The sequence below is a fragment of the Micromonospora sp. WMMD1120 genome (assembly GCF_029626235.1).
Classification (GTDB): Bacteria; Actinomycetota; Actinomycetes; order Mycobacteriales; family Micromonosporaceae; genus Micromonospora.
The window spans coordinates 3738824-3764199 of record NZ_JARUBO010000005.1; the positions used below are offsets into that span (position 1 = coordinate 3738824).

At 72.7% G+C, this 25376-nt stretch carries 28 protein-coding genes; 16 read left to right on the top strand and 12 right to left on the bottom strand.

All coding sequences use genetic code 11. The annotated features are described in order from the left end of the window. Positions 1 to 6: 6 nt before the first annotated feature. The 3 genes from O7634_RS17600 (at position 7) to O7634_RS17610 (ending at position 2150) form a co-directional block, all read left to right on the top strand. Positions 7 to 1173: a HAMP domain-containing sensor histidine kinase gene (locus O7634_RS17600; RefSeq protein ID WP_278151201.1), complete on the top strand. Its 1167-nt coding sequence runs from the start codon at positions 7 to 9 to the stop codon at positions 1171 to 1173. Between the two features lie 162 nt (positions 1174 to 1335). Continuing rightward, positions 1336 to 1743, top strand: coding sequence for a VOC family protein (locus O7634_RS17605; protein WP_278151202.1), 408 nt, complete (start codon positions 1336 to 1338; stop codon positions 1741 to 1743). Next, on the top strand, positions 1740 to 2150 hold the full coding sequence (locus tag O7634_RS17610; RefSeq protein ID WP_278151203.1) for a VOC family protein: 411 nt from the start codon (positions 1740 to 1742) through the stop codon (positions 2148 to 2150). Before O7634_RS17605 ends, O7634_RS17610 begins: the two co-directional genes overlap by 4 nt. A gap of 62 nt (positions 2151 to 2212) precedes the next feature. Here O7634_RS17610 and O7634_RS17615 read toward each other — a convergent pair whose 3' ends face one another. From O7634_RS17615 to O7634_RS17625, 3 genes are all read right to left on the bottom strand, one after another. Continuing rightward, positions 2213 to 3064, bottom strand: coding sequence for a hypothetical protein (locus O7634_RS17615; protein WP_278151204.1), 852 nt, complete (start codon positions 3062 to 3064; stop codon positions 2213 to 2215). 170 nt (positions 3065 to 3234) lie between these two features. Continuing rightward, on the bottom strand, positions 3235 to 5295 hold the full coding sequence (locus O7634_RS17620) for a 3-hydroxyacyl-CoA dehydrogenase NAD-binding domain-containing protein (RefSeq protein WP_278151205.1): 2061 nt from the start codon (positions 5293 to 5295) through the stop codon (positions 3235 to 3237). Then, positions 5292 to 6485, bottom strand: coding sequence for a thiolase family protein (locus O7634_RS17625; protein ID WP_278151206.1), 1194 nt, complete (start codon positions 6483 to 6485; stop codon positions 5292 to 5294). The genes O7634_RS17620 and O7634_RS17625 overlap by 4 nt, the downstream gene beginning before the upstream one ends. Positions 6486 to 6863: 378 nt before the next feature. On the opposite strand from O7634_RS17625, the gene O7634_RS17630 reads away from it, so the two are divergent. Then, the gene (locus tag O7634_RS17630) at positions 6864 to 7829 is read left to right on the top strand and encodes an IS30 family transposase (RefSeq protein ID WP_347404235.1); all 966 of its coding nucleotides are present in this window, start codon (positions 6864 to 6866) and stop codon (positions 7827 to 7829) included. Between the two features lie 151 nt (positions 7830 to 7980). On the opposite strand, the gene O7634_RS17635 is transcribed toward O7634_RS17630, so the two are convergent. Together O7634_RS17635 and O7634_RS17640 are read right to left on the bottom strand one after the other, a co-directional pair. After that, positions 7981 to 9300: a ribonuclease D gene (locus O7634_RS17635; protein ID WP_278151207.1), complete on the bottom strand. Its 1320-nt coding sequence runs from the start codon at positions 9298 to 9300 to the stop codon at positions 7981 to 7983. A 122-nt stretch (positions 9301 to 9422) separates the two neighbouring features. After that, entirely contained in the window at positions 9423 to 9995 is a 573-nt protein-coding gene (locus O7634_RS17640; RefSeq protein WP_278151208.1) for a DUF3000 domain-containing protein, read from the bottom strand. Between the two features lie 137 nt (positions 9996 to 10132). Between O7634_RS17640 and hemE the strand changes: the two genes are divergently transcribed. The 3 genes from hemE to hemQ are packed head-to-tail and all read left to right on the top strand — an operon-like array spanning position 10133 to position 13345. Beyond that, positions 10133 to 11230 (top strand): uroporphyrinogen decarboxylase, encoded by a 1098-nt coding sequence (gene hemE, locus O7634_RS17645; protein WP_278151209.1) that lies wholly within the window; start codon positions 10133 to 10135, stop codon positions 11228 to 11230. A gap of 7 nt (positions 11231 to 11237) precedes the next feature. After that, entirely contained in the window at positions 11238 to 12647 is a 1410-nt protein-coding gene (hemG, locus tag O7634_RS17650) for a protoporphyrinogen oxidase (protein ID WP_278151210.1), read from the top strand. After that, a complete protein-coding gene (gene hemQ / locus O7634_RS17655; protein WP_278151211.1) occupies positions 12644 to 13345 on the top strand; it encodes a hydrogen peroxide-dependent heme synthase in 702 nt (233 codons plus the stop codon). Before hemG ends, hemQ begins: the two co-directional genes overlap by 4 nt. A gap of 167 nt (positions 13346 to 13512) precedes the next feature. On the opposite strand, the gene O7634_RS17660 is transcribed toward hemQ, so the two are convergent. The 5 genes from O7634_RS17660 to O7634_RS17680 form a co-directional block, all read right to left on the bottom strand. Continuing rightward, entirely contained in the window at positions 13513 to 14001 is a 489-nt protein-coding gene (locus O7634_RS17660) for a GNAT family N-acetyltransferase (protein WP_278151212.1), read from the bottom strand. Positions 14002 to 14096: 95 nt separating this feature from the next. After that, complete coding sequence (locus tag O7634_RS17665; protein WP_278151213.1) at positions 14097 to 15191, bottom strand: lytic polysaccharide monooxygenase; 1095 nt, start codon at positions 15189 to 15191, stop codon at positions 14097 to 14099. 118 nt (positions 15192 to 15309) lie between these two features. Next, positions 15310 to 15765: a GNAT family N-acetyltransferase gene (locus O7634_RS17670; RefSeq protein ID WP_278151214.1), complete on the bottom strand. Its 456-nt coding sequence runs from the start codon at positions 15763 to 15765 to the stop codon at positions 15310 to 15312. 19 nt (positions 15766 to 15784) lie between these two features. Continuing rightward, positions 15785 to 16726 carry a DMT family transporter gene (locus O7634_RS17675; RefSeq protein WP_278151215.1) on the bottom strand — a complete coding sequence of 314 codons (942 nt, stop codon included), beginning with the start codon at positions 16724 to 16726 and terminating at the stop codon, positions 15785 to 15787. A 191-nt stretch (positions 16727 to 16917) separates the two neighbouring features. Continuing rightward, positions 16918 to 17178, bottom strand: coding sequence for a Prokaryotic metallothionein (locus tag O7634_RS17680; protein WP_278151216.1), 261 nt, complete (start codon positions 17176 to 17178; stop codon positions 16918 to 16920). 146 nt (positions 17179 to 17324) lie between these two features. On the opposite strand from O7634_RS17680, the gene O7634_RS17685 reads away from it, so the two are divergent. The 3 genes from O7634_RS17685 to O7634_RS17695 all read left to right on the top strand — a co-directional run bounded on the left by O7634_RS17685 (position 17325) and on the right by O7634_RS17695 (position 19094). Continuing rightward, on the top strand, positions 17325 to 17600 hold the full coding sequence (locus tag O7634_RS17685) for an isoamylase early set domain-containing protein (protein ID WP_278151217.1): 276 nt from the start codon (positions 17325 to 17327) through the stop codon (positions 17598 to 17600). Positions 17601 to 17709: 109 nt separating this feature from the next. Continuing rightward, positions 17710 to 18450 (top strand): lytic polysaccharide monooxygenase, encoded by a 741-nt coding sequence (locus O7634_RS17690; RefSeq protein ID WP_278151218.1) that lies wholly within the window; start codon positions 17710 to 17712, stop codon positions 18448 to 18450. Between the two features lie 62 nt (positions 18451 to 18512). Next, positions 18513 to 19094, top strand: a complete 582-nt coding sequence (locus O7634_RS17695) for a DUF305 domain-containing protein (RefSeq protein WP_278151219.1) — start codon at positions 18513 to 18515, stop codon at positions 19092 to 19094. A gap of 30 nt (positions 19095 to 19124) precedes the next feature. On the opposite strand, the gene msrB is transcribed toward O7634_RS17695, so the two are convergent. Further along, entirely contained in the window at positions 19125 to 19529 is a 405-nt protein-coding gene (gene msrB / locus O7634_RS17700) for a peptide-methionine (R)-S-oxide reductase MsrB (RefSeq protein WP_278151220.1), read from the bottom strand. A gap of 47 nt (positions 19530 to 19576) precedes the next feature. On the opposite strand from msrB, the gene ligD reads away from it, so the two are divergent. Continuing rightward, a complete protein-coding gene (gene ligD / locus O7634_RS17705; RefSeq protein WP_278151221.1) occupies positions 19577 to 20608 on the top strand; it encodes a non-homologous end-joining DNA ligase in 1032 nt (343 codons plus the stop codon). A gap of 14 nt (positions 20609 to 20622) precedes the next feature. Here the strand turns inward: ligD and O7634_RS17710 are convergent, their stop codons facing one another. Further along, positions 20623 to 20928, bottom strand: coding sequence for a hypothetical protein (locus O7634_RS17710; protein WP_278151222.1), 306 nt, complete (start codon positions 20926 to 20928; stop codon positions 20623 to 20625). A gap of 67 nt (positions 20929 to 20995) precedes the next feature. Between O7634_RS17710 and O7634_RS17715 the strand changes: the two genes are divergently transcribed. The 5 genes from O7634_RS17715 to O7634_RS17735 all read left to right on the top strand — a co-directional run bounded on the left by O7634_RS17715 (position 20996) and on the right by O7634_RS17735 (position 25375). After that, a complete protein-coding gene (locus O7634_RS17715) occupies positions 20996 to 21184 on the top strand; it encodes a hypothetical protein (protein ID WP_278151223.1) in 189 nt (62 codons plus the stop codon). 50 nt (positions 21185 to 21234) lie between these two features. Further along, positions 21235 to 22485 (top strand): HNH endonuclease signature motif containing protein, encoded by a 1251-nt coding sequence (locus O7634_RS17720; protein ID WP_278151224.1) that lies wholly within the window; start codon positions 21235 to 21237, stop codon positions 22483 to 22485. A gap of 329 nt (positions 22486 to 22814) precedes the next feature. Next, positions 22815 to 24053, top strand: a complete 1239-nt coding sequence (locus O7634_RS17725) for a hypothetical protein (RefSeq protein WP_278151225.1) — start codon at positions 22815 to 22817, stop codon at positions 24051 to 24053. A gap of 72 nt (positions 24054 to 24125) precedes the next feature. After that, on the top strand, positions 24126 to 24755 hold the full coding sequence (locus tag O7634_RS17730) for a hypothetical protein (RefSeq protein WP_278151226.1): 630 nt from the start codon (positions 24126 to 24128) through the stop codon (positions 24753 to 24755). Further along, positions 24752 to 25375, top strand: coding sequence for a YdeI/OmpD-associated family protein (locus tag O7634_RS17735; RefSeq protein ID WP_278151227.1), 624 nt, complete (start codon positions 24752 to 24754; stop codon positions 25373 to 25375). The genes O7634_RS17730 and O7634_RS17735 overlap by 4 nt, the downstream gene beginning before the upstream one ends. Position 25376 lies beyond the last annotated feature (1 nt).

Genomic DNA, 25376 nt, shown 5'->3' on the forward strand with positions numbered 1-25376 from the left:
GGAACGGTGAGTCGGCGGTTGCGGCCTACCCTGCGGTTGCGGCTGACGCTGCTCAACGGGGTGCTGCTGATCGGCGCCGGAGCGATCCTGGTGCTGCTGGCCTGGCTGCTGGTCCGTGACGCGCTGCGTCCCACCGACGAACTGGTGCCCGGCACGACGGTGTTGCTCTCCGACGGCCGGCAGCTGGACGCCGCCCAGTGGCAACGGCAACTCGTCGACGCCGCCTCCGGTGAGTTGCTGGCCAAGGGTCTTGTCGCGTTGCTGGCGATCAGCGTGGTCGGGGTGGCCGGGGCGTATGCGGTAGCGGGCCGGGCGCTGCGCCCACTGCACCAGGTGACCGCCACCGCACAGCGCCTCGGCGAGGCGACCCTGGACCAGCGGATCGGTTACTCGGGCGCCGACGACGAGGTGGCCGAGCTGGCCAAGACGTTCGACGCCATGCTGGACCGGATCGCGTCCGCGTTCGAGGCGCAGAAACGTTTCGTGGCGAACGCCTCGCACGAGCTGCGGACGCCGCTGGCGGTGATGCGGACCGAGATCGATGTCACGCTCAGCGACGACGAGGCGGACGCCGCCGAGTACCGGCGGATGGCGACGGTGGTCAGGGACGCCTCCGAACGGGCCAACAGCCTGGTGGACGCGCTGCTGGTGCTGGCCCGCAGCGAGGCGCAGGCGGGGCGGCGGCTGGGCCGGCGTACCGAGTGTGACCTCGCCGCCGGCACCGCCAACGCGCTCTCGGCGATGCGCCGCGAGGTGGAACGGATCGGCCTGCGGGTGCAGACCTCACTGAAGCCCGCGCCGGTCGTCGGCGACCCCGGTCTGCTGGACCGGCTGGCCGGCAACCTGATCGAGAACGCGGTCCGCTACAACCACCTGCACGGCCGGCTCTGGGTGCGTACCGGCACCGACGGCGACCGGTCCTGGCTGGTCGTGGGCAACACCGGCTTCGAGGTGGACCAGGCCGACGTCCCCGGGCTGTTCGAGCCGTTCCGGCGCGGTGGCCGGGAGCGTACCGGCGCCCGTGGCTCCGGGCTGGGGCTGTCGATCGTCCGGGCGGTCTGCGACGCGCACGGTGGCACCGTACGGGTGATCGCCCAGCCCGGCGGCGGCCTGGAGGTGACGGTGACCCTGCCGTCGGCGGACGTGCCCGGCCCGGTGCCCGCCGCCGGCTGAAACGGGGTTGCGCGCGACGCGCACCCGCTGGCAAGATCACCGAGTCGGCTCAGAGTGTGAAGGGGGGTGCGTCGATGTCCACCGTTCCAGGCTCCGCACCTCTGGTGGTCGCAGGCTGACCCGGGCGGCGGAGCGTCCTCATCCGAACATGGAGGACCACCCGTGTATCCACGGATCCGCAACATCAGTTTCGATTGTCACGACACGTACGCCCTGGCCGGCTTCTGGTCGGCGGTGCTCGGCTACGCACGGCACGGCGCGGACGCCCCCGGTGATCCGGAGGCGGCCCTGGTGCCGGCGGGCGGCACCACCCCCCACCTGTTCTTCCAAAAGGTGCCGGAGGACAAGGTGACCAAGAACCGGGTCCACATCTGTCTGGAACCGGTCGACCGGACCCGGGACGAGGAGGTCGAGCGGGTGCTCGACCTCGGGGCCACGATGGTCGCCGACCGACGGCTTGCCGACGGAACGGGCTGGGCGGTGCTCGCCGACCCGGAGGGCAACGAGTTCTGCGTACTTCGCAGCTCCGGCGAACGTGTCGCCACCACCACTGTGGAGGACCACCAGTGAGCTCGACGATTCACAACATCAGCATCGACTGTTCCGACACGTACGCGCTGGCCGGCTTCTGGGCGCAGGTCTTCGACTGCCCCCGGCAGCCGGACGACTTCCCCGGTGACCCTGAGGCGATGCTCCTGCCGCCGGGCGGCCCGGAGGTGCTGTTCATCGCCGTGCCCGAGGGCAAGACGGTGAAGAACCGGCTGCACCTTGACCTGCAACCCGCCGACCGGACCCGCGCCGAGGAGGTCGAGCGACTGCTCGGCATCGGGGCGACGTTCGTCGCCGACCACGTCGGCCCGACCGGTGGGGGTTGGGTGGTGCTCGCCGACCCGGAGGGCAACGAGTTCTGTGTGCTCGGCAACGCGGCCGAGCGTGCGGCGGCAGCGGCGGCGCGGGCCGCCGCGCAGCACGCCTGACCCTTTTGGTACGACGCGGGACCCCGGCCACCCTCGGGTGGTCGGGGCCCCGATCGTCCGGCTCAGGAGCGCTGCTCGACCTGGCCCCGGATCGTGATGAACTCGGCCTTCGCCTGGTCGGCGGACTTGAAGTACAGCACCACCAGGCCCAGGCTGCCCCGGTCAGCCCAGAGGCAGATGCCCAGCGGCACGGTCTCGGCGGTGCCGTCCCCGCAGCGCGCCTCACCGCCGAGCGGACCCGCCTCGACCGGCGTCATGTTGGCCACGGTGAGCTGCTTGGCGAGCCCGGTCACCGCGTCGTCGAGCTCCTTCTCGGGGTCCGTCATCAGCCCCGACACCCCAGCGATCATGACCAGGTCCCGCTTGGTCGGATCGCCGTAGAACGCGCCCACGGCGCTGGTCTCGTTCTGCGCCTGCGACTTCATCCCGGTGACCAGGTCATCGGCGGCCGACTGGAGCTCCGGGTCGGTGATCTTCGGCCGGCCGGCGAGGGTGGCCGGCGCGACCACCCGGGTCTTGGTGGCGTCGACCACGTCGCCCACGTCGTCCTTGACGGCGATCCAGGTGATGGCCACACCGCCGACGCAGAGCACCAGCACCACGGCCAGCACGATCAGCACGATCTTGCCGACGTTCGACTTCTTCGCCGGCGGCGGGCCGGCGGCCAGGTGCGGGTCGCCGTACGGCGAACCGGCCTGCGCGGGTGGGAAGCCCTGCTGCTGCGGCGCCGGCCAACCGCCCTGTTGCTGTTGCTCTTGCGGCGGCGGCGGCCAGCCGCCCGGCTGCCCCTGCTGCGGCTGCGGCGACCAGCCGCCGGGCTGCCCCTGCTGCGGCGGCGGCCAGCCGCCGGGCTGCTGCGGCGGGTGGGACGGATCGTGCGGCGGCCCGTAGGGATTGGCCGGCGGCTGGGACATCTGTCAGCTCCAAGATGGGGGTGCGGAACGCGTGATCCTAACCCGTGTGGCGATCCCGGCGTTGTCCCTGCGTAGGCCCCATTCGGCGGCTGGTTGCCGACAAACGGTCGCGGTGGCCGAACCGTCCGTCGTGGACGGCCCGACCACCGCGACGGTGGAGCGACGAGCGGTCAGGCGGACAGGCTCGCCACCCCGCGCGGCAGGAACCGCTGCCCGGTGACCCGTTCGGAGGTGCCGCTACGGTCCAGGTACGGCGTGACGCCGCCCAGGTGGAACGGCCAGCCGGCACCGAGGATCATGCACAGGTCGATGTCCTGCGCCTCGGCCACCACGTTCTCGTCCAGCATCAGCCGGATCTCCTGCGCGAGCGCGTCCAGCGCGTTCTGCCGTACCTGCTCGGCGGTGAGCGGCTGGTCGCCGACCACGAGCAGCTTGGCGACCTCGGCGTTGATCTGGTCGTCGACGACGAGTGGCTGACCCGAGTCGGCGATCCGCTTCAGGTTCTCGCTGACCCCGAACCGGTCCGGGTACGCCGCGTGCAGCGTCCCGCCCACGTGGTAGGCGACCGCCGGCCCGACGAGCTGAAGCAGGGCCAGCGGGCGCATCGGCAGACCCAGCGGGTCCAGGGCGCTGTCCGCGACGTCCAGCGGGGTGCCGGCGTCGACAGCGGCGAAGACGGTGCCCAGGAAACGGGTGAGCAGCCGGTTCACCACGAACGCCGGGGCGTCCTTGACCAGGACGCTCGACTTCTTGAGCTGCTTGCCGACCGCGAAGGCGGTAGCCAGGGTCGCGTCGTCGGTGCGCTCGCCCCGGACGATCTCCAGCAGCGGCAGCACCGCGACCGGGTTGAAGAAGTGGAAACCCACCACCCGCTCGGGGTGCTCCAACTCGGCGGCCATCTCGGTGATCGACAGCGAGCTGGTGTTGGTGGCGAGCACCGTCTCCGGGGAGACGATCTTCTCCAGCTCGGCCCAGACCTGCTTCTTGACGCCCAGGTCCTCGAAGACCGCCTCGATGACGAAGTCCGCGTCGGCGAAGGCGCTCTTGTCGACAGTGCCGCTGACCAGGCCGTACAGCTTGGCGGCGGTGTTCTTGTCCATCCGGCCCTTGGTGACGGCCTTCTCGATCTGGGTGTGCACATAGCCGACACCCTTGTCCACGCGGGACTGGTCGAGGTCGGTCATCACCACCGGCACCTGGAGGCGGCGGGCGAACAGCAGCGCCAACTGGCTGGCCATCAGGCCGGCGCCGACGATGCCGACCTTGGTGATCGTGCGGGCCAGGCTCCGGTCCGGCGCGCCGGCCGGGCGCTTGGCCCGCCGCTGCACCAGGTCGAACGCGTACAGGCCGCTGCGCAGCTCCTCGGAGAAGACCAGGTCCGCGAGGGCCTCGTCCTCGGCGGCGGTGCCGGTGGCGAAGTCCGCGTCCTTCGCCGTCTCCAGCAGGTCCAGCGCCTTGTACGCGGCCGGAACCGCGCCGTGCAGCCGCTGGTTGAGGGTCTCCCGGGCGAAGTAGAGCACACCCGCCCACATGTCCTTGTCGACCTCGGGCCGGGTCACGGTCACCTGACCGCGCACCACGCCGGCGGCCCACTCCAGGGATCGCTCCAGGAAGTCGGCCGGCTCCAGCAGCACGTCCGCGATGCCCATCTCGGCGGCCTGCTTCGGCTTGAGCATCTTGTTCTGCATCAGCGGGTTCTGGATGATCACCTGGGTGGCGGCGGGGATGCCGATCAGGTTCGGCAGCAGTTGGGTGCCGCCCCAGCCCGGCACCAGACCGAGCGACACCTCGGGCAGCGCCAGCGCGGCCGCCCCGCCGGACAGCGTCCGGTAGTGGCAGTGCAACGCCAACTCCAGGCCGCCGCCCATCGCCGCGCCGTTGACGAACGCGAAGGTGGGCACCGCGCTGTCCTTGAGCCGCGCGAAGACCCGGTGACCGAGCCGGCCGATCTCCAACGCCTGCGCGCGGTCGGCGAGCTGCGGCAGGCCGACGATGTCAGCGCCCACACAGAAGATGTACGGCTTGCCGGTGACCGCGATGAACGCCGGGTCGGCGGCGAGCGCGGCGGTGATCGCCTCGTCCAGGCTGGCCAGCCCGCCCGGACCAAAGGTGTTCGGCTTGGTGTGGTCGAAGCCGTTGTCCAGAGTGATCAGGGCGGCGGGCCGGTCCAGCCCCGGCACGTTCACCTGGCGCAGCAGCGCCTTCGTGACGACCTCGTTCGGCGCCTTCACTTGTCGCCCTCCCAGTGTGGGTTCTCCCAGATGACCGTGCCGCCCATGCCGATGCCGATGCACATCGCGGTGAGGCCGTAGCGGACCTCGGGGTGCTCGGCGAACTGGCGGGCCAACTGGGTCATCAGCCGTACGCCGGAGGACGCGAGCGGGTGACCGATGGCGATCGCGCCGCCCCACGGGTTGACCCGGGGGTCGTCGTCGGCGATGCCGAAGTGGTCGAGGAAGGCGAGCACCTGCACGGCGAACGCCTCGTTCAGCTCGAACAGGCCGATGTCCTCGATGCTCAGCCCGGCCAGGCGCAGCGCCTTCTCCGTCGACGGGATCGGGCCGACGCCCATCACCTCGGGCTCGACGCCGACGAAGCCGAACGACACCAGCCGCATCGCTACCGGCAGGCCCAGCTCGCGGGCGGTCGCCTCGTCGGCCAGCAGGCTGGCGGTGGCGCCGTCGTTCAGGCCGGCCGCGTTACCGGCGGTGACCTTGCCGTGCGGGCGGAACGGCGTCTTCAGGGTGGCGAGCTTCTCCATCGACGTGTCCCGCGGGGCCTCGTCCACCGTGGCCAGGCCCCAGCCGCCCTCGGCGTCGCGGATCGACATCGGGACCAGGTCGTCCTGGAGCTTGCCGTTGGCGTACGCCTTGGCGGTCTTCTGCTGCGAGGCGAGCGCGAACGCGTCGGTGCGCTCCTTGGTGATGTGCGGAACCAGGTCGTGCAGGTTCTCCGCGGTCGCGCCCATGACCAGCGCGGACGGGTCGACGAGCTTCTCGGCGATGATGCGCGGGTTGGGGTCGACACCCTCACCCATCGGGTGCCGGCCCATGTGCTCGACACCGCCGGCGATGGCCACGTCGTACGCGCCCATGGCGATGCCGCTGGCCACCGTGGTGACCGCTGTCATCGCGCCCGCGCACATCCGGTCGATGGCGAAACCGGGGACGGTCTTGGGCAGCCCGGCCAGCAGGGCGGCAGTGCGGCCGATGGTCAGGCCCTGGTCGCCGATCTGGGTGGTGGCCGCGACGGCGACCTCCTCCACGCGCTCCGGCGGCAGCTGCGGGTTGCGACGCAGCAGCTCCCGGATGCAGCGGATCACCAGATCGTCGGCGCGGGTGTTGGCGTACATGCCACCCGCCTTGCCGAACGGGGTACGGACGCCGTCGACGAAGACGACATCCCGAACTTCACGGGGCACTGGAGCCTCCTTTTCGACCATGATTCGGCCTGCGCGCCGCGAGGCGGCGCTCCGGACCGAATGAGGGTCGGCCGGCACGGGCACGTTCCCCCGAATGCTACTTGCCAGTAACCAACCCCGACCCCGCCCCCCACTGTGGCCCACCCCACACCGCCCCCTGCCCCCCGGTCCCCCTGCCCCCGGTCTCCCGGTTGATCATGAAGTTGTGGTCACGACACGCCGGGTGGTTTCTAGGCTTCAGTGCAACTGATCTTGGTTGGGCTGGGGGTGCTGGTGGCGAGGCCGGGTGTGGTGACGTTTGGGCATCGGCAGGTGTTGGAGCATCTGTGGGGGGCAGGGCGGACGATTTCGCAGATCGCGGGTGTGCTCGGGGTGTCGGTGAGCACGGTCTCGCGGGAGGTGGGCCGGTATCACAGTGCCCGGCATGGGACGAAGAACCCGTTGGGGCGGTCGTTGCCGTCGGGGCGGGCTCGGGCGCCGTATCGGTGGGGGTATCAGGCGCAGTGGGCGCAGCGGCGTGCTGACGCGGCGCGGCGTCGGCCGAAGGCGACGAAGTTGGGGGCCGGGACGCGGCTGCGGCAGGTGGTGCGGGGCAGACTGGCGCGTAGGTGGTCTCCGACGCAGATCGCCGCGTGGCTGCGGGCCATGTTCGCTGACCGGCCGGAGTTGCAGGTGTCTCACGAGACGATCTACCAGGCGATCTACGTTCAGTCGCGGGGCAGCCTGCGGGAGGAGTTGACTCGGCAGGTCGCTCTGCGCTCGGGACGCGCCGACCGGCGTGCCCAGTCGCGGCTGGCGGCAGCGGATCGGGGCCGCCGCCCCTGGATCGGGGACCTGCACATCAGTAACCGGCCCGCCGAGGCCACCGACCGGGCCGTGCCGGGTCACTGGGAAGGTGATCTGGTCATCGGCAAGGGCGGCCGCTCGGCGATCGTGACACTGGTCGAACGCGCCACCCGCTACGTGATGCTCGGCGCGCTGCCGCACGGGCGTGACACCGAAGCCGTCATCGGCGTGCTCACCGACCTCACCGCCCGACTACCGACGCACCTACGCCGCTCACTGACCTGGGACCAAGGCAGCGAGATGGCCGCCCACGCGGTCTTCACCGTCGCCACCGGCTGCCCGGTCTACTTCTGCGACCCCCACAGCCCCTGGCAACGCGGCAGCAACGAGAACACCAACGGCCTGCTACGCCAGTACTTCCCCAAAGGCAGCTACGACTTCCGCAGCATCAACCAGAGCGGCCTCGACGAGATCGCCCACGAACTGAACACCCGCCCCCGCCAAACACTCGACTGGGCAACCCCAGCCGAACGCCTAGACCACCTCATCGCCGCCTAACGATTGCACTCACCCCTTGACCCCAAGCCGGTCCGGGTGGCTATAACTTCATGATCAACGGGGCGAGGCGGGCGAGGCGGGGCGAGGCGGGCGAGGCGGGCGGGGCGGGCGGGGGCGGGGCGGGGCAGGGCGGGGGGAGGGGGCAGGGTCGTTAGGGGGTGGGGGAGAGGGCTTGGGTTAGGTCGGGGGTTAGGAGTTTGATCTGCCACTCGCGGGCGTTGAGGCCGCGCAGGGTTTCCGCCACCGTCTCCTCGCTCAGGTCCTCGGGCGGGGTCCAGGCCAGTCGGCGGATCGAGTCCGGGGTGATCAGGTTTTCCGGGGGGAGGTTGTGCGCGCCGGAGATGCGGACCACCACCTCCCGGCAGCGGGCCAGCCGACCGGCCGCCACCGGGTCCCGTTCCGCCCAGCGGTGCGGCGGGGGCGGACCCTCCACCGTCGGCGCCACCGGCAGCGAGTCGTCAGGCAGCTGCCGGGCCTCGTCGAGCGCGGTGAGCCAGGTACGGGCCAACCGGCGCACCGACCGGCCGCCGAAACCGGGCAGGGTCAGCAGCGTCTTCTCGTCCTTCGGGTCCAGCTCCGCCGCGGCGATGATCGCCGAGTCGGGCAGCACCCGGCCGGGCGCGGCGTCCCGCCGGGCGGCGATCTGGTCCCGCGCGTACCACATCGAGCGGACCCGGGCCTGGGCGCGCGCCCCGCGCAGCCGGTGGATGCCCGAGGTGCGTCGCCACGGCTCGGCACGCACCCGGGGCGGACGCGCGCCGGTGCGTACCAGCGCGGCGAACTCCTCCGCGGCCCAGTCCGACTTGCCCTGCCGGCTCAGCTCGGCGTCGAGCGCGTCGCGCAGGTCGGTCAGCAACTCCACGTCGAGGGCGGCGTACGTCAGCCACGACTCGGGCAGCGGCCGGCTCGACCAGTCGGCCGCCGAGTGGTGCTTCTCCAGCGTGAACCCGAGCAGTTGCTCGGTCAGCGCGGCCAGCCCGACACGTTCGAACCCGGCCAGCCGGGCTGCCAACTCGGTGTCGAACAGCCGGCGCGGGCGCAACCCCACCTCGGCCAGGCAGGGCAGATCCTGGCTGGCCGCGTGGAGCACCCACTCGGCCTCGCCGATGACCGCGTCCAGCGCGCCGAGGTCGGGCAGGGGCAGCGGGTCGATGAGCACGGTGCCCGCGCCGGCCCGCCGGAGCTGCACGAGGTAGGCGCGTTGGCTGTAGCGGTAGCCGGAGGCCCGTTCGGCGTCCAGCGCGACGGGACCGGTGCCGGCCGCGAAGCGGGCCACGACCTCGGCGAGCTGGGCCGGTGTCGCGACCGGTTCGGGCGTGCCGTCACGGGGGGCGGTCAGCGGAACTGGCCCACCGGCGGACGGGTCGGCTCCCTCGCCCGCCGGCTGCGGCTGGGCCGACGGCGGCTGCTGAGGTGCGTTTCCCGGAAGGTCCTCGGTGGGCCGACGGCGCAGGGGTGGTTCGTCGGTCACCTGCCAACCCTAGTGCGCGCGGTGATCCTGCGCGTGCAGCCGGTCCGGCGTGTGTCGGTCAGGTGTCCGCGAGGTGTCCGTCGGAGGACCGGACATCCGGGCGGATCACCGCTCGTTCCGGCTCAGGCCGCGCCCGCGGGACGGCGGTCGGACAGCGCGGTCACGCCGGGCGGGGGAAGGCCGGCGGTGGAGGCGAGCAGCGCGCACCAGCCGAGCAGGTGGGGGGTCAGGTCGTCGTCGACCGGCGTCCAGGAGGCGCGGATCTCGATGTCGCCGATGGTCGGCGGCCCGGCGAGGTCGCCGAACCGGGTCGACATGGTCTGCGTCACCGTCCCGCCGATCGCCCGGTGGCCGGCGTCCTGCGCCTCCAGCGCGTCGGTGAGCCAGGTCCAGCCGACCCCGGGCAGCAGCGGGTCGGCGGCCAGGTCCACCTCCAACTCGGCGGTCACGTAGGTGACCAGCCGCAGGGTGCCCTGCCACGCCTCGTGCCCGACCGGGTTGTGCAGCAGGATCAGTCGGCCGGTCGCCACCTCGTCCTCGTCGCGCAGCACCGTCGCGGAGAGCGCGAACGCGTACGGGGCCAGGCGTTGGGGTGCGCCGACCTCCTCCAGCGTGATCTCCGGGCGGGGGGTCGCCGACCGCAGCCCGGCGACCGCGCGGGCGAACGTCTCCGGGAGCGCGATCGGGGGGGCCATGTCGGCAGCCTATGCCGCTGTCCGTCCCCCGCTTCGACGGCGCGCCGAGGCGCGTGCGGGGCGCGGGGCGTAAGGAACGGTGCCCTTCCTCTCACCCCCACCCGGAGCAGGGTGGTGGGCGTGGCACGATTGCGGCGATGACCACGGACACCACGGGCACTGCCGCCCGAGACGGAGACTCCCGCCCCGGCGGACCGGCCGACTCGCCCCTCATCCGGGCCTGTCGACGACAACCCGGCCCGCACACCCCGGTCTGGTTCATGCGCCAGGCCGGCCGTTCCCTGCCGGAGTACCGGGAGATCCGGGCCAGCGTGCCGATGCTGGAGTCCTGCCGCCGGCCGGATCTGGTCACCGAGATCACCCTCCAGCCGGTGCGCCGGCACGGCGTCGACGCGGCCATCCTGTTCAGCGACATCGTGGTGCCCGTCGCGGCGGCCGGCATCGACCTGGACATCGTGCCGGGCACCGGCCCGGTGGTCGCCGAGCCGATCCGCTCCGCCGCCGACGTGCAGCGGATCAACCCGATCACCCGCGACGACGTCCCGTACGTTGACGAGGCCGTCCGACGACTGGTGGTCGAGCTGGGCGACACCCCGCTGATCGGGTTCGCCGGCGCGCCGTTCACGCTGGCCAGTTACCTGGTCGAGGGCGGGCCGTCGCGGACACACGCGAAGACCAAGGCGCTGATGTACGGCGACGAGGAGCTGTGGAACGCGCTCTGCGCCCGGCTGGCCGAGGTGACCCTGGCCTTCCTCCGGGTGCAGATCGAGGCCGGCGTCTCCGCCGTGCAGCTCTTCGACTCGTGGGCCGGCGCGCTCTCCGAGGCCGACTACCGCCGCTACGTGCTGCCGCACTCGACGGCCGTGCTGAGCGGGCTGGCGGACGCCGGGGTGCCGCGGATCCACTTCGGGGTGGGCACCGCCGAGCTGCTCGGTGCGATGGGCGAGGCCGGCGCGGACGTGGTCGGCGTCGACTGGCGTACCCCGCTCGATGTGGCCAGCCGCCGGATCGGGCCGGACCGGGCGGTGCAGGGCAACCTGGACCCGGCCGTGCTGCTCGCGCCGTGGCCGGTGGTGGAGGCCGAGGTGCGCCGCATCCTGGAGCAGGGCCGGGCGGCCCCCGGGCACGTCTTCAACCTCGGCCACGGGGTGCTGCCGGAGACCGACCCGGACGTGCTGACCCGGGTCGTCGCGCTGGTGCACGAGCTGTCCAGTCGCCGGGCCGACCAGGGCTGAGCGGGCGATGCGGCAGCCCTGGCGGGTGGCGGTGGTCGGCGGCGGGATCGCCGGGCTGGCCGCCGCGGTCCGCCTGCGGGACCGCGCGCCCGCCGGCACCGAGATCACCGTGTACGAGCAGTCCGGCGCGCTGGGCGGCAAGGTGCGCACCGGTGAGCTGGCCGGTCAACCGGTGGAGTTCGGCGCCGAGTCGTTCCTGATGCGCGACCCCACCGGCGCCGAGAGCGCGGTGGTCGCGTTGATCCGCCGGCTCGGGCTGGGCGAGCGGATCGTGCACCCCACTGTGGGTCAGGCCGCACTGGTCGTCGACGGCGGATTGCGCCCCATCCCGGGCGGCACACTGGTGGGCGTACCCGGGGATCTGGACCGGGTGACCACCGTCGCCCGCCCGCTCGCGGACGCCGACGCCGACGGCGGCCGGCCGCTGGTCGGGCCGGACGCGGACGTCTCGGTGGGCGCGCTGGTCCGCTCCCGCTTCGGCGACGAGGTCGTCGAGCGGCTGGTCGACCCGATGCTGGGTGGCGTGTACGCGGGCCGCGCCGACGACCTCTCCCTGGTCACCACGATGCCGGCGCTGGCCCGCGCGGCCCGGGTGGAGCACACCCTGGTGGGCGCGGTCCGGGCGGCGCAGGCCGCCGCGCCGCGTGCGCCGGGCGCTCCGGTCTTCGGCACCCTGGCCGGTGGGCTGAGCACACTGGTCGAGGCGGCGGTGGCGGCCAGCGGCGCGACGGTACGGCGCAACGCCGCCGTCCGTGAGCTGACCCCGAGCGGTGACGGCTGGCGGCTCACCGTCGGCCCGACCCGGGACCCCGAGCTGGTGGACGTGGACGCCGTGGTGCTGGCGGTGCCGGCGCGACCGGCCGCCCGGCTGCTCGCCGGCCCCGCGCCGGCGGTGGCGGCGGGCGTCGGCGCGCTCGACTACGCGAGCGTCGCGCTGGTCACCATGGCCTTGCCGCAGCCCCGCCTGCCCGAGCTGTCCGGCTTCCTGGTGCCGAGCACCGAGGGCCTGCTGATCAAGGCGGCGACCTTCTTCACCACCAAGTGGGGGCACCTGCGCCGGCCGGACGGGCTGGCGCTGGTACGCGCCTCGGTGGGCCGCTACCGCGAGGAGGAGCAGCTCCAGCGCCCGGACGCGGACCTGTCGGCCACCGTGCACCGGGAGCTGTCGGCGGTGCTCGGCACCCCGCTGCCCGCCCCGGTCGACGGGCACGTGCAGCGGTGGGGCGGCGGGCTGCCCCAGTACGCTCCGGGGCACGCGGACCGGCTCGCCGCCGCGCGTACGGCGCTGCGCGCCGCGTACCCCACAGTGACCCTGGCCGGCGCCGGTTACGACGGCGTCGGCATCCCGGTCTGCGTCCGCTCCGGCGAGACCGCGGCCGAAGAGATCATCACAGCACTGGGAGGATCGGCGAGATGACCGAGCAGACCAACGCGGCCCGGTTGCGGGAGCTGAACGACAGCATCCGCTACACGATGTGGTCGGTGTTCCGGGCCAGCTCCCCGCTGCCGTCGCTGCGCGACAACGTCACGGGTGAGGTCGAGTCCCTCTTCGGCGAGCTGGCCGGCAAGGACGTGGTGGTCCGGGGCGTGTACGACGTCTCCGGGCTGCGCGCCGACGCGGACGTGATGATCTGGTGGCACTCGGCCTCCAGCGACGCGTTGCAGGACGCGTACCTGCGGTTCCGTCGCACCACGCTGGGACGGGCGCTGACCCCGGTGTGGTCGCAGATGGCGCTGCACCGGCCGGCGGAGTTCAACAAGAGCCACATCCCGGCGTTCCTGGCCGGCGAGGAGGCCCGCCCCTACCTCTGCGTGTACCCGTTCGTCCGCTCCTACGAGTGGTACCTGCTGCCCGACGCCGAGCGGCGTGAGCTGCTGGCCGAACACGGGAAGATGGCCCGCGGCTACCCCGACGTACGGGCCAACACCGTCGCGTCGTTCGCGCTCGGCGACTACGAGTGGATGCTCGCCTTCGAGGCCGACGAACTGCACCGCATCGTCGACCTCATGCGCGACCTGCGCGCCTCGGGCGCCCGTCGCCACGTCCGCGAAGAGGTCCCCTTCTACACCGGCCGCCGCCGCTCGGTAGCCGAGATCGTCAACTGCCTCGTCTGAACCCTCCCGCCCCGCCCCGCCCCGCCCCGCCCCGCCCCGCCCGCCCCACCCTCCGCGATCTTGCACTTTCGGTCGCCCTTTTGCGACTTATGCCCCCGTTTGCCGGGACAGTTAGTGCAAGATCGCGGCGAGGGGGGGTGTGGGGCCTGAGGGGTGTGGGCGCGAGGTTAGAGGGGGCGGAGCATGACCTGTTCGCGGTGTACGCCGTCAGGCAGGAGGTCGCCCGGTTCGTCGGTCTGGGCGAAGCCGGTTCGGTGGTAGAGGGCCTTCGCCGGCGCGTTGTGTGGCATGACGGTGAGCCGTAACCAGTCGGCGCCGCTCTCGCGGGCCCAGCGCGCCACGGCGTCCACCAACAGGTGGCCGACCTTCCGGCCGCGTGCCTCGGGGTGCACCCACATCGAGATCAGCTCCATGGTCAGCGGGTCGGCCGTGGGCACGCCGCTGGACATCCCCACCGGCCGCCCGTCCAGCACGGCCACCAGGTTGTGCGAGCCGGGGATGCCCAGCCGGTCGCGCCAGCGTTGCTCGCGGTCGCCGTCGCCCTGCCAGTCGGCGAGCCGGGAGCAAAACGCCTCGGGGGCCTCGGTGAGGGCGGCCAGTCGCAGCTCACGCCACATCGGCCAGTCGTCGGGAGTGAGCGCGCGGATCTCGACCATGGGGCGATGGTGCCCGGTCGGGGCGGCCGGGCACCATCGCATTTTCCCGCCGTCCGGCGCCGCGCCCCCGCCCGGGTGCGGCGCCGGACGGGGAATCAGCTGGCCGTCGTGCAGGTGACCAGCGGAACCGGGTTGCTGCCGTTCCACGAGCCGAGGAATCCGAACGTCGCGCTCGCTCCGGCGGCAAGGCTGCCGTTGTTACTGGTGTTACGTGCGGTGACCTGCGTGCCGCTGCTGCTGACCGTGGCGTTCCACGACGAGGTGACCCGCTGGCCGTCGCCGTAGTTCCAACTCACCGACCAGCCCTGGATGGGCGATCCGCCCGCGGTGACCTTGACCTCGGCCTGGAAGCCGCCGGTCCACTGGCCGGTGACCTGGTAGGTCGCGGTGCAAGCCCCGGCCGGCGGCGTCGTCGGGGGCGGGGTGGTGGGTGGGGGAGTGGTGGGCGGCGGGGTGGTCGGCGGCGGCGTGGTCGGGGGCGGGGTGCTCGTGCCGCCGAAGTCGACGTCGCTGCACAGGTAGTAGGACTGGTCCAGGTGACTGGCCTGCCAGACGGTGTAGACGATGTGTCGGCCGCTGCGTCCGGGCGCGCTGACCGGGATCTGAATCGAGACGCCACCGCTGTCCTGGTTCCACTGCGAGGCCGGGGTGTTGCCGATCTGACCGGCCAACTCCAGGTCGCTCCAGCGCAGCGGTTGGGTGGCCGCGTTGAAGCCCTGCCGGGTCACGTACACCCGGATGTAGTCGGCGCCGTGGCGGGCCTGGTCGAGGAAGCGCAGCCGGAAGCTGTTCGCCACCGACGTGGTCTTCCAGGCGCCGATGGTGTCCAGCGCGTTGTAACGGGGGCTCTGGGTCCGTCCGCCGCTGCACAGCTGGCCGTCGGGCACGGCCGCCTGGTGGTTGCCCGCGACGCCCTCGCGGTACAGCCCGTTCCAGTTCCACATGGCGGACGGGTCGGCCTGCCAGGCCTGCCAGCACATCGGGTCCTCGGTGGCCATCCGGGGGTTCTGGAAGTCGCTGCCCCAGCGCTGCCAGCAGCCGTAGTTACGCGACGCCGGGTCGACGACCGACCCGTGCGCCGAGGCGGACGGGGCCAGCACGGCGGTCAGTGCGGTCGTCAGCAGAAGTGTGGTGGCTGCCGCGATGGCGAGCAGCCAGAGCACCCGTGGTGATCGGGCGAGAGTGGACATGGAGCCCCCGGGGGGATGTGGTCGGACGACGACACCCGGATCGACGGGAGTTGCCCACTCCCGTGCCTGTTCGCTGGCTCCCGCGACGGCGCTACCCGGAACACTGCCAGGTCGATCGTCAGGCGTCAATGACCTTCCGCCGCATGGGCGTGTGCGGGATGCCGTCCTCGACGTACTCCGGGCCGCTGGCGGTGAAGCCGAAGCGCTGGTAGAAGCCGACCAGGTGCGACTGGGCCTCCAGCACGCACGGTCGGTCGCCGACGATCTCCAGCGCCGCCGTCATCAGTCGGCCGGCGTGCCCGCCGCCGCGCGCCGCCGGCGCCGCCACGACCCGACCGATCCGGGCGGTGCCGTCCGGGTCGGCCAGGATTCGCAGGTACGCCAGCGGCGCGTCACCGTCGGTCAGCCAGACGTGCCGGGTGCCCGGCTCGACGTCGCGCCCGTCGAGTTCCGGGTACGGGCAGCGCTGCTCGACGACGAACACGTCGACGCGCAGCTTGAGCAGGTCGTGGAAGGTGCGGGTGTCCAGGTCGGCGAAGGACGCGGTCTGGATCTCCGTGGTCTGGGAGGGCACCCGACGATGGTAGGCCGCGTCATCGGGTGCCCGGCCGGGGTGGCAGGTAGCTGGCGGCCACCGCGCTGAGCAGCAGCACGCCGCCGACGATCACCGGAAGCGGCAGCGGCTCGTGCAGCAGCGCCACCGCGAGCGCCGCGGCGGTCAGCGGTTCGAGCAGGGTCAGTACGGCGGCCACGCTCCCCGGGGTGGTGCGCAGCCCGGCGTAGAACAACGCGTACGCCACCGCTGTGGTGATCACGCCGAGGTGCAGCAGCAGCGCCACGGTGTCGGGGCGTACCGGCACGCCGATTCCGGAGACCAGGGCGAACGGCGCCAGGGTGAGCGCGCCGATCACGGTGGAGATGGTGGTCAGTGTCATCGGTGCGGTGTGCTGCGACACCTGCCGGCTGATCAGGGTGGTCACCGCGTACCCGAGGCCGGAGCCGGCCGCCGCGAGCAGGCCGAGCAGTGCGGCGGGCGCCGCCGCGCCGGGGTCGGCCGTCGCGGTGGTGATCAGCACGAGGCCGGTGACGGCCACGACCAGCGTGCCGAGGCGCAGCGGGCCGGGGACCTGTCGGGCGCGGGCCGACTCCCAGGCCACGGCGAGCACCGGGGCCAACCCCAGGCTGACGAGGGTGGCCACGCTGACCCCGGCCCAGGCCACGGCGGCGAAGTAGAGCGCCTGGTAGAGGCCGAGGCCGACGCCGGTGAGCAGCAGCGGTACGGGTGCGGCGCGCAGGGCGGCCAGGAGCGTGGGCAGTCGGCCGGCGGCGCACGCCAGCAGGACGAGCGCGGCGATGGCGAGGCGGTGGAAGCCGATGCTCACCGGGCTGAGCCCGGTGCTGTCGTGCAGGAGTCGCACCGCCACGCCGGTGGTGCCCCACAGCACGCCGGTGACGGTGATCTGGATCAGGCCGGTGCGGGCCTGGGGGACTGCCGGCGCCGGGGCGGCCGGGCGCGCGGTACGGGATAGGGACACGGATGCGCTCCGAAGGGTGAGCCGTTGACGGGGACGACGTCGACGGAGCGCGTACGACAGGATGGCCGAGCGGGGTCAGGTCACCCGGTCGACGAGAGGCGCGGCGCTCCGCTCAGGAGCGCGGCGGGGGCAGGACGCCCAGGATCGGTCGCATGGCGACGACCGTACCCCAGGAAGGGTGGTCGGCGCGGTCAGGCCGGGCGGGCGCCGACGGCGTCGCGGATCTCGGCGCCCTCGGCGCCCTCGACCGCGCGGGCGCAGTGCGCGCAGCAGAAGAACCGCCCGTTGACCTCGACACCGTGCCCGGAGATCTTGACCTGGCAGTGCTCACAGATCGGTGCCATGCGGTGGATCGCGCACTCGAACGAGTCGAAGGTGTGCACGTCGCCACTGACGGTGTGCACCTCGAACGCCATCCAGTAGTCGTTCCCGCAGACCTCACAGGTGGCCATCGAAATCTCCTTGGATCGGGACGGATGCCTACAGAATTGCCCAGTTCCCGACCTCGTCGCGGGGGAACGGGCATTCCGGCGGCGTGTCGGCGGGGAAGTGTCGCCCGTTGTGCCGGGTGAACCGCCGCGACTCCGGGAGGATCACAGTGATCAAGCGCAACCGGCTCTTCGGCACCCAGACCCGGGTCACCTTCTGCCTGCCCCGGGACGTTCCGCCCGGACCGGTCAGCGTCGTCGGCTCCTTCAACGACTGGCAGCCGGGTCGGCACGAGTTGGTGGCCCGCCGGGACGGCACCCGGACGGTGACGGTGCGGCTGCCGCCGGGGGAGCACCGGTTCCGCTATCTCGGCAGCGGCGGCGTGTGGTTGGACGACGAGTCGGCCGACGAGGTCGACGACCGGGGCAGCCTGCTGCGACTCTGACGACGAAAGTCGCCACCATCGATGTATTTATCGATGACAGTCTTTACTGTTAACAATGTTTAAATTACTTTGAGGGGCACCTCACCGGATTCGCCGAAGGAGCTGCCCGATGCGTCGAAGAATCAGCGTCCCGCTGGTGGCGGCAGGTGCCGTCGCCGCCACCCTCACCGTCGCCGCGCCCGCGCAGGCGCACGGCTACGTCTCCGCCCCGCCGAGCCGGCAGGCGCTCTGCGCCCAGGGCCGGGTGCCCGACTGTGGGCAGATCAAGTACGAGCCGCAGAGCGTCGAAGGGCCCAAGGGCCTGCGCAGCTGCCACGCCGGCATCTCGCAGTTCGCCGTCCTGAACGACGACAGCCGGGGCTGGCCGGCCACCTCGGTGGGCAGCTCACTGACCTTCACCTGGGTGAACACCGCCCGGCACGCCACCAGCAACTGGGAGTACTGGATCGGCAACACCCGGGTCGGCGTGGTCAACGGCAACAACCAGCAGCCCGGCGCCACCGTGTCGCACACGGTCAACCTCGGCGGGTTCTCCGGCCGGCAGAAGATCCTCGCGGTGTGGAACATCTCCGACACGGCGAACGCGTTCTACTCCTGCGTCGACGTGCAGATCGGCGGCGGCGGCTCGAACCCCACCCCCACGCCGACCCCGACGGCGACCCCACGGCCCACCCCGACCCCGACGCCGACCAACCCGCCCACCCAGGGCGGCACGTGGGCGAGCGGCCGGGCGTACCAGGTCGGCGACCAGGTCACCTACGGCGGCGCGACGTACCGCTGCCGGCAGGCGCACACAGCGATCCCGGGCTGGGAGCCGCCGAACGTGCCGGCGCTCTGGCAACAGGTCTGACCGCGCGGGTGCGGCCCCCGGGTCGCACCCGCGTCGCCACCCCCGCGTGAAGGGAGCCCGGCATGCGCCGTCGTACCCCGTTGGTCCTCCTCGTCGCCCTGCTGCTCGGCGGCGGCGCCTGCGCAGCCTCGCCCACCCCCCGGCCGCAACCGGCCCTCGCGTCCCCGGCCGGCTCGGCGGCGGCCGGGGCCGCGCCGGAGGCGGACCCGATGAGTGGCATCGACGTGGTGTTCCTGAGCACGATGGTCGGGCACAGCGAACGGACGTTGCAGATCGTCCGGCTGGCCCGCGACCGGGTGCGCGACGACAGCCTGCGCACGCTGGCCGCCGCCATCGAGGCGACCGAGGCCGACGAGCTGGCCGCCATGCGCCGGTGGCTGCCCACCGACGGGCCGGGCGCCAGCGCCGCCGCGCACCACCACGACGGGCACGGCGACGACGCGGCGCTCGACCGGCTCCGGGCCGCGCCGGCCGCCGACGTCGACCGGGTCCTGCGCCAGGTGCTCGCGGACCACCAGCGCTGGGCCGCCGACCTGGCCCGGGCCCAGGTCGGCGTCGGCCGCGACGAACGGGTCCGCGACCTGGCCCGGCGCATCGAACAGTCCCGGACCGCCGAGGTCGAGCTTCTCGGGGGTACGCGGTGAGTGGCTGGCGGGCCGCGCGGACGACTCAGGTCAGCGGGGTTCCAGCCGCACCGAGATCGAGTTGACGCAGTGCCGGGTGTCCTTCGGGGTGAAGCCCTCGCCGTGGAAGACGTGCCCCAGGTGGCTGTCGCAGCGGGCGCAGCGGATCTCCGTACGCGACATGCCGAGGCTGCGGTCCTCGATCTCCTTCACCCGGCCCGGGATGGCGTCGTCGAAGCTCGGCCACCCGCAGTGCGAGTCGAACTTCGTGTCGCTGGAGAACAGCTCCAGACCGCAGGCCCGACAGTGGTAGACACCCGCGGTCTTCGTGTCCACGTACTCGCCGGTCCACGGGCGTTCGGTGCCGGCCTCGCGCAGGACGTGGAACTCCTCGGGGGTCAACCGGACCCGCCACTCGTCCTCGGTCTTCGGCAGCTCGTTGTCGTCAAGACTCACCCGCCAACGGTACGTCGAACGTCGGGGGCGTGGCATATGGTCGCGAGATGGCGGGCACCAGGGCGGCGGTCACCGAGGTCGAGGTGGCCGGCCACAGCGTACGGCTGAGCAGTCCGGATCGGGTGATCTTCCCGGCGCGCGGGTTCACCAAGGCGGACGTCTTCCACTACTACCTGTCGGTCGGCGACGGGATCATGCGTGCCCTGGGCAACCGGCCCACCACCCTGCAACGCTTTCCCGAGGGCATCGAGGGCGGGGCGTTCTTCCAGAAACGGGTGCCGACCCGAGGGGTCCCGCCGTGGGTGTCCACCGCGCAGATCACCTTCCCCAGCGGTCGGAGCGCCGACGAGCTGTGCCCGGCCGACCTGGCGCACGTGGCCTGGGCCGCGCAGATGGGCACCATCGTGTTCCACCCGTGGCCGGTGCGCGCCGCCGACGTCGACCGACCCGACGAGCTGCGCATCGACCTGGACCCGCAGCCCGGCACCGACTTCGCCGACGCGGCGCGGGCGGCCGGCGAGGTCCGGGCGCTCCTCGACGAGCTGGGCGTGACCGGTTGGCCGAAGACCTCCGGCGGTCGGGGAGTGCACGTCTATCTGCGCATCCAGCCCCGCTGGACGTTCACCGAGGTGCGCCGCGCCACCATCGCGCTGGCCCGGGAGGTGGAGCGCCGCAACCCCGACCTGGTGACCACCGCCTGGTGGAAGGAGGAGCGCGGCAGCCGGGTCTTCGTCGACTACAACCAGATGGCCCGCGACCGCACGATCGCCTGCGCCTACTCGCTGCGGGCCAACGCGCGGGCCACCGTCTCCACCCCGGTGAGCTGGGACGAGCTGCCCGACGTCGACCCGGACGACTTCGACCTGCGCACCGTGCCGGCCCGGCTGACCGAGCGCGGCGACCCGCACGCCGGCATCGACGACCACCCGTGGGACATCACGCCCCTGCTGGAGTGGGCCGAGCGCGACGCCGCCGCCGGCCAGGGCGACCTGCCCTACCCGCCGGACCACCCGAAGATGCCCGGCGAGCCGAAACGGGTGCAGCCCAGCCGCGCCAAGCGCACCCCCGACGAGGGCTGACGGCCCGCTCTCGTTCACCCGGGCGGGTGTGCCGTCCACGCCAGGAACCTGGTGAACAGCTCCCGTGGGTCGGGTCCCGGGTCGGGGTTGAGTGCGTACAGGTCGGCCGTCGCGTCGAACAACTGGCTCGCCAGGTAGACCGACAACCCCACCCGATCCGTCCCGTACTGCGCCCGCAGCAACATCCGGGCGAGCGGGCACGGCCAGGCGCCGGCACAGACCCGGCACAGCCACGTGGGCCGGCGCGGCAGGTGCTGATGCACCGGGTGCAGGCCGCTCAGCGGTCCGCCGAGAGGCGACTGATCATCCGACGTAGACATGCCCCTAACGGTGACCGGTAAGTTGACCCGGGTCAAGGAGTCGGGTCATCTGTTTACCGTCCGCCTTATGGATCTGGTGGGCGCTGCGGAGATTCGCGCGATGCTGGGCGGCATCAGCAAGCAGCGCGTTTACGTGATTACCAGCCACCGGAACTTTCCAGAGCCCGTAGCTGACCTGGTGCAGGGCAAGGTCTGGCGACGGTCGGACGTGGTGGCGTGGATCAGGGAGCACCGGCCGGAGTTGGCCGAGGACTGACCGGTTCCGCGGGGCCGGTTTCTGTCGTACACCTGTTCTAGAATTTGCTGGTGATCGATGAGTTGGCGCGGGCGGAGGCTGCGGTCGCGGCCTGCGCCGACGCCCCGGCCTGGGCGCTCGCCGAGCGCGATCTGATCACGGTGCTCGACGCCACGCACCGGGTGCAGCAGCGCCTCGCGGCGGTGCAGGTGGCGGTGGTCCGCGAGCTGGACGGGCGGGGCACGGCGGTCGAGCGGGGCGCGTCCTCGACGACGGTGTGGCTGCGCGAGCGCCTGCGCCTCGATGTCTCGGCCGCGCGCCGGCTGGTCGGCCTCGCGGCCTCGCTCGACGTCGCGCCGCCCGGGGTGCGCGCGGCGCTCGCCGACGCGAGCGTCACCGTGGAGCAGGCCCGGGTCATCGCCGACACCGCCGCCACGGTGTCGGTGACGGCCGGGCCGGAGGTCGCCGACAAGGCCGTCGATGTGCTCGTCGATTGGGCGCGGCGGTTCGATCCGACAGTGCTGCGCCGGTTGGGCACCCGGATTCTCGACCACGTCGCGCCCGACCTCGCCGACGCCGCCGCGAGGGCCGCGCTGGCCGCCGAGGCCGACCGCGCCGCCCGGGACCGGCACCTCACCCTCTCCACCCGGGCCGACGGCCGCCTACGCCTCACCGGCACCCTCGACGCCGAGACCGCCGGCCTGCTCCGCGCCGCGATCGACCCGCTGAGCGTGCCCGCCGGCCCCGACGACACCCGCTCACCCGAGCAACGCCGCCACGACGCCCTCGCCGACGTGTGCCGCCTCGCCCTACGCACCGGCGACCTGCCCGAGCACGGCGGCGACCCCGCCCAGGTCGTCATTACCACCGGTTATGACGCGTTGGCCGGTCAGGTGGGCGCCGGAGCGCTCGACACCGGCCTGCACCTCACTCCCGACACCGTGCGCCGGCTCGCCTGCGACGCCACAGTCCTGCCCGCCGTCCTCGGCGGCGCCGGCCAGGTCCTCGACGTCGGCCGACAACGCCGACTCGTCACCGGCCCCCTGCGCCGGGCCCTCATCCTGCGTGACGGCGGGTGCGCCTTCCCCGGCTGCGACCGGCCACCACGCTGGTGCGACGCCCACCACATCCGGCACTGGGCCGACGGCGGCACCACCAGCCTCGACAACGCCGTCCTGCTCTGCGGTCACCACCACCGCCACCTCCACCGGACGCAGTGGAGAGTCCGGCTCGGCGACGACGGACACCCGGAGTTCGTCCCACCCGCCTGGCTCGACCCCGACCAGCTTCCGCGCCGCAACCACTACCACCGACGAACATAGGCACCGCCGCCGTAGCCGTGCCGCCGCTCGGCGGCTTGGCCGCTCCGCCGCTTGGTCGCGCCGTCGTGCCGCCGTGCCGCCGCTTGGTCGTGCCGCCGTGCCGCCGCTTGGTCGCGCCGCCGCTTGGTCGCGCCGCCGCTTGGTCGCGCCGTCGCGCCGCCGTGCCGCCGCTTGGTCGCTTCGCCAGTCGGCGGCTTGGCCGTGCCGCCGTGCCGCCCGACAAGCTGCGCCACCTCGGCCCGGTCAGCGGCCTCGGCGCGCGCATCCGCGCCGGCCGGGCCAGTTGACGTTGTCGATACCCTTCAGGGCCGGACGGGGGAGGGTCACGCATGCTCAGGGACGTCAGATCGGTACGGGTGCTCGCCTACTTCCCGTGTCAGTTGTCCACCCGGTCCGGGCCCGCGGGTGCGGTGCCCGCCGGGTGGAGCGTCACCGACGGCCTCGACGACCTCGCGCTCCAGCCGTACGGTCAACGGCTGCTCGACGAGCTGCTGGGCAGCATGCCCCGGCCGACGATGCACATCAGCGGCGGCCCGGAGCTCCTGCGGGTGGCCGGGGAGGAGGTCGACGCCTCCCTGCTGCCCACCTCGGAGGCGGGCGCGTGGCAGGTGGTGTCGGCCCGGATCAGCGTCTGGAACGTCGACTGTGGTCTGCTCTGCGTCACCTACCAGCTCCCGGACGGGATCGTCGGCGGCGTCGACGACCTGGTCGTCGAGGTCGCCGCGCCGGTGCAGCGGATGGTGCCCGCCGTGACACGTCTGCTGCGCGCCGTCCTGCCGGCGCCGGACGGCGCGGACGAGGTGTTCGTCCTCTGGGCCAACACCACGTTCGCCGTCCAGGTGGACCCGGACTGCGAGCCGGCGCGACGGCGGGCCATCGCCGAGGTGTTCACCCCGGACGGTGTCGACTGCACGCCGGACGGCATGCGGGACGGCGTGTTGCGGGTCGGCACGCACACCACGGCGGTGGTCAGTCACTTCGGGTCCCGTCCGGCAGCGCTGTTGGCGCGGTTGACCGGTGTGCACCACGTCTGCTGGGCCGCGGCGCTGCGCTACGACGCGGTGTTGTCGGCCGAGCTGTCGCAGATCGAGCCGGGGCGAGCCGGCCTGTCGATGAGCGCCCTGGAGGAGCAGGCCAAGCGCATCCTCAGCGGATACCACCGCATCCGCCTGTTCCGGCTCGGGTACTCCTCGGTGGAGGCGCACCTCGACGCGGCCGGCGGCACCGTCTGGAACGCGCTGGAGCAGCAGTGGAAGTTCCGGCTCGTGCTCACCGTGCTGGACGAGCGACTCGACTTCGTCCGGACGTTGCACCAGCAACTGGTCGGCCGTCTCCAGGACCGCCGCTCCCGACTGCTCAACGAGTTGGTGCTGGCCTTCACCTTCCTGAACATCTTCGCCATCGTGCTCGCCGCGCTGACCTTCGTGGCGCTGCCGAGCCTCGACGTGGGACTCCTGGCCGCGACGATCGCCGTGGTGATGCTGGTCGTGAACCTCAGCGCGTACCTCGTCTTCCGGCGTCAGATCAACGATCCGGGTCGGCACGCGGGAGCGCCGACCGACGCGTGACCGGCCGCCGACCGCGCTGGCGCGCGCCTGGTGCCCCGTCCATGTGGATCGTCTCGTACTAGCCTCTCTCGCATGGCCTTGCGACCCGACGAGTTCTACGACCACGCGCTCGCCGCAGCGGACGACGAGCGTCGGCTGCCCCTGGCACGGATGACGGGGTGGGACATCAGTCCGTTCGAGCCGGACGGGCTGCGCGTCGCGTCGCTGCGACCGCCGGTGCTCCCGGAGCCGCCCCGGCACGGCGAGGACGCCGCGAGCTGCGACCTCTGCCGCCAGCGCGACGACGGCATCTGGTTCAACGAGCGGTGGCGGCTCACCCGGGTCCAGGGGGTGGGCGTCCCGCTGGTGCTCATGCTGTTGCCGCTCGACCACCACGACATGGCGGATCTGCCGGACGAGCTGGCCGCCGAGCTGGGGTTGTTGAGCACCCGGATCGTCCGTCACGTGCAGGCGCTCCCGCACATCTCGCGGGCGCACGTCTACCGCTTCGGGGACGGCGCCGCCCACCTGCACGTCTGGTTCTTCGCCCGGCCCGCCGGGCAGGCCCAGTTGTTCGGGTCGTGGCTGGTCGCCTGGGACGACCTGCTGCCGGAGTATCCGGCGGACCTGGCCGACGCGGACGCCGCGCTGGTGGCGGACGCGTTGGTCGCGTCCCATGGCGGCCGTCGGGTGTCGGACCCGGCGGCTAGCCTGCCGGCATGACGAGCGCCGAGCTGGATGAGTTGGTCGTCGCGGACGCCGACGCGTTGCGGGACTGGTTGTCGGCCAACCACGCCACCTCGCCCGGCGTCTGGCTCGCCCTGACCAGGAAGGGCGGCACGGTCACCACGCTGACCTGGCAGCAGGCGGTCGACGAGGCCCTCTGCTTCGGCTGGATCGACGGGCAGGCCCGCAAGCGGGACGAGGAGTCCTCCTGGATCCGGTTCACCCCGCGCCGCCCGCGCAGCTCCTGGTCCCAACGCAACGTCGCGAACGTGGCGCGCCTGGAGGAGCAGGGCCGGATGCGGCCGTCGGGCCGTGCGGCGGTGGAGGCGGCGAAGGCGGACGGCCGGTGGGCGGCGGCCTACGCCCCGCCGTCCGAGGCGGAGGTGCCGGCCGACCTGCTCGCCGCCATCGCCGCCGAGCCCGCCGCCCAGGCGATGCTCGACGTCCTCACCAAGGCCAACCGGTTCGCCCTCATCCATCGCCTCAACGCCGTCAAGCGCGCCGAGACCCGGGAACGCAAGATCCGCGAGTTCGTCGCCATGCTGGCCCGGCACGAGACGTTCTACCCGCAGAAGGCGAGGCCTGTGGCATCGGGCGAGGCGATCGGAACCGATTGAC

Bases quoted from the DNA above. Each gene is read 5' to 3' on its own strand.
- O7634_RS17660 (WP_278151212.1), bottom strand. From the start codon at position 14,001: ATGGTCGAGATCCGCGCGCTCACTCCCGACGACTGGCCGATGTGGCGT.
- O7634_RS17725 (WP_278151225.1), top strand. From the start codon at position 22,815: ATGCTCAGGGACGTCAGATCGGTACGGGTGCTCGCCTACTTCCCGTGT.
- O7634_RS17730 (WP_278151226.1), top strand. From the start codon at position 24,126: ATGGCCTTGCGACCCGACGAGTTCTACGACCACGCGCTCGCCGCAGCG.
- O7634_RS17735 (WP_278151227.1), top strand. From the start codon at position 24,752: ATGACGAGCGCCGAGCTGGATGAGTTGGTCGTCGCGGACGCCGACGCG.
- O7634_RS17695 (WP_278151219.1), top strand. From the start codon at position 18,513: ATGCGCCGTCGTACCCCGTTGGTCCTCCTCGTCGCCCTGCTGCTCGGC.
- O7634_RS17680 (WP_278151216.1), bottom strand. From the start codon at position 17,178: ATGGCCACCTGTGAGGTCTGCGGGAACGACTACTGGATGGCGTTCGAG.
- hemE (WP_278151209.1), top strand. From the start codon at position 10,133: ATGACCACGGACACCACGGGCACTGCCGCCCGAGACGGAGACTCCCGC.
- O7634_RS17615 (WP_278151204.1), bottom strand. From the start codon at position 3,064: ATGTCCCAGCCGCCGGCCAATCCCTACGGGCCGCCGCACGATCCGTCC.
- O7634_RS17690 (WP_278151218.1), top strand. From the start codon at position 17,710: ATGCGTCGAAGAATCAGCGTCCCGCTGGTGGCGGCAGGTGCCGTCGCC.
- hemG (WP_278151210.1), top strand. From the start codon at position 11,238: ATGCGGCAGCCCTGGCGGGTGGCGGTGGTCGGCGGCGGGATCGCCGGG.
- O7634_RS17665 (WP_278151213.1), bottom strand. From the start codon at position 15,191: ATGTCCACTCTCGCCCGATCACCACGGGTGCTCTGGCTGCTCGCCATC.
- O7634_RS17640 (WP_278151208.1), bottom strand. From the start codon at position 9,995: ATGGCCCCCCCGATCGCGCTCCCGGAGACGTTCGCCCGCGCGGTCGCC.
- O7634_RS17715 (WP_278151223.1), top strand. From the start codon at position 20,996: ATGGATCTGGTGGGCGCTGCGGAGATTCGCGCGATGCTGGGCGGCATC.
- O7634_RS17710 (WP_278151222.1), bottom strand. From the start codon at position 20,928: ATGTCTACGTCGGATGATCAGTCGCCTCTCGGCGGACCGCTGAGCGGC.
- ligD (WP_278151221.1), top strand. From the start codon at position 19,577: ATGGCGGGCACCAGGGCGGCGGTCACCGAGGTCGAGGTGGCCGGCCAC.
- hemQ (WP_278151211.1), top strand. From the start codon at position 12,644: ATGACCGAGCAGACCAACGCGGCCCGGTTGCGGGAGCTGAACGACAGC.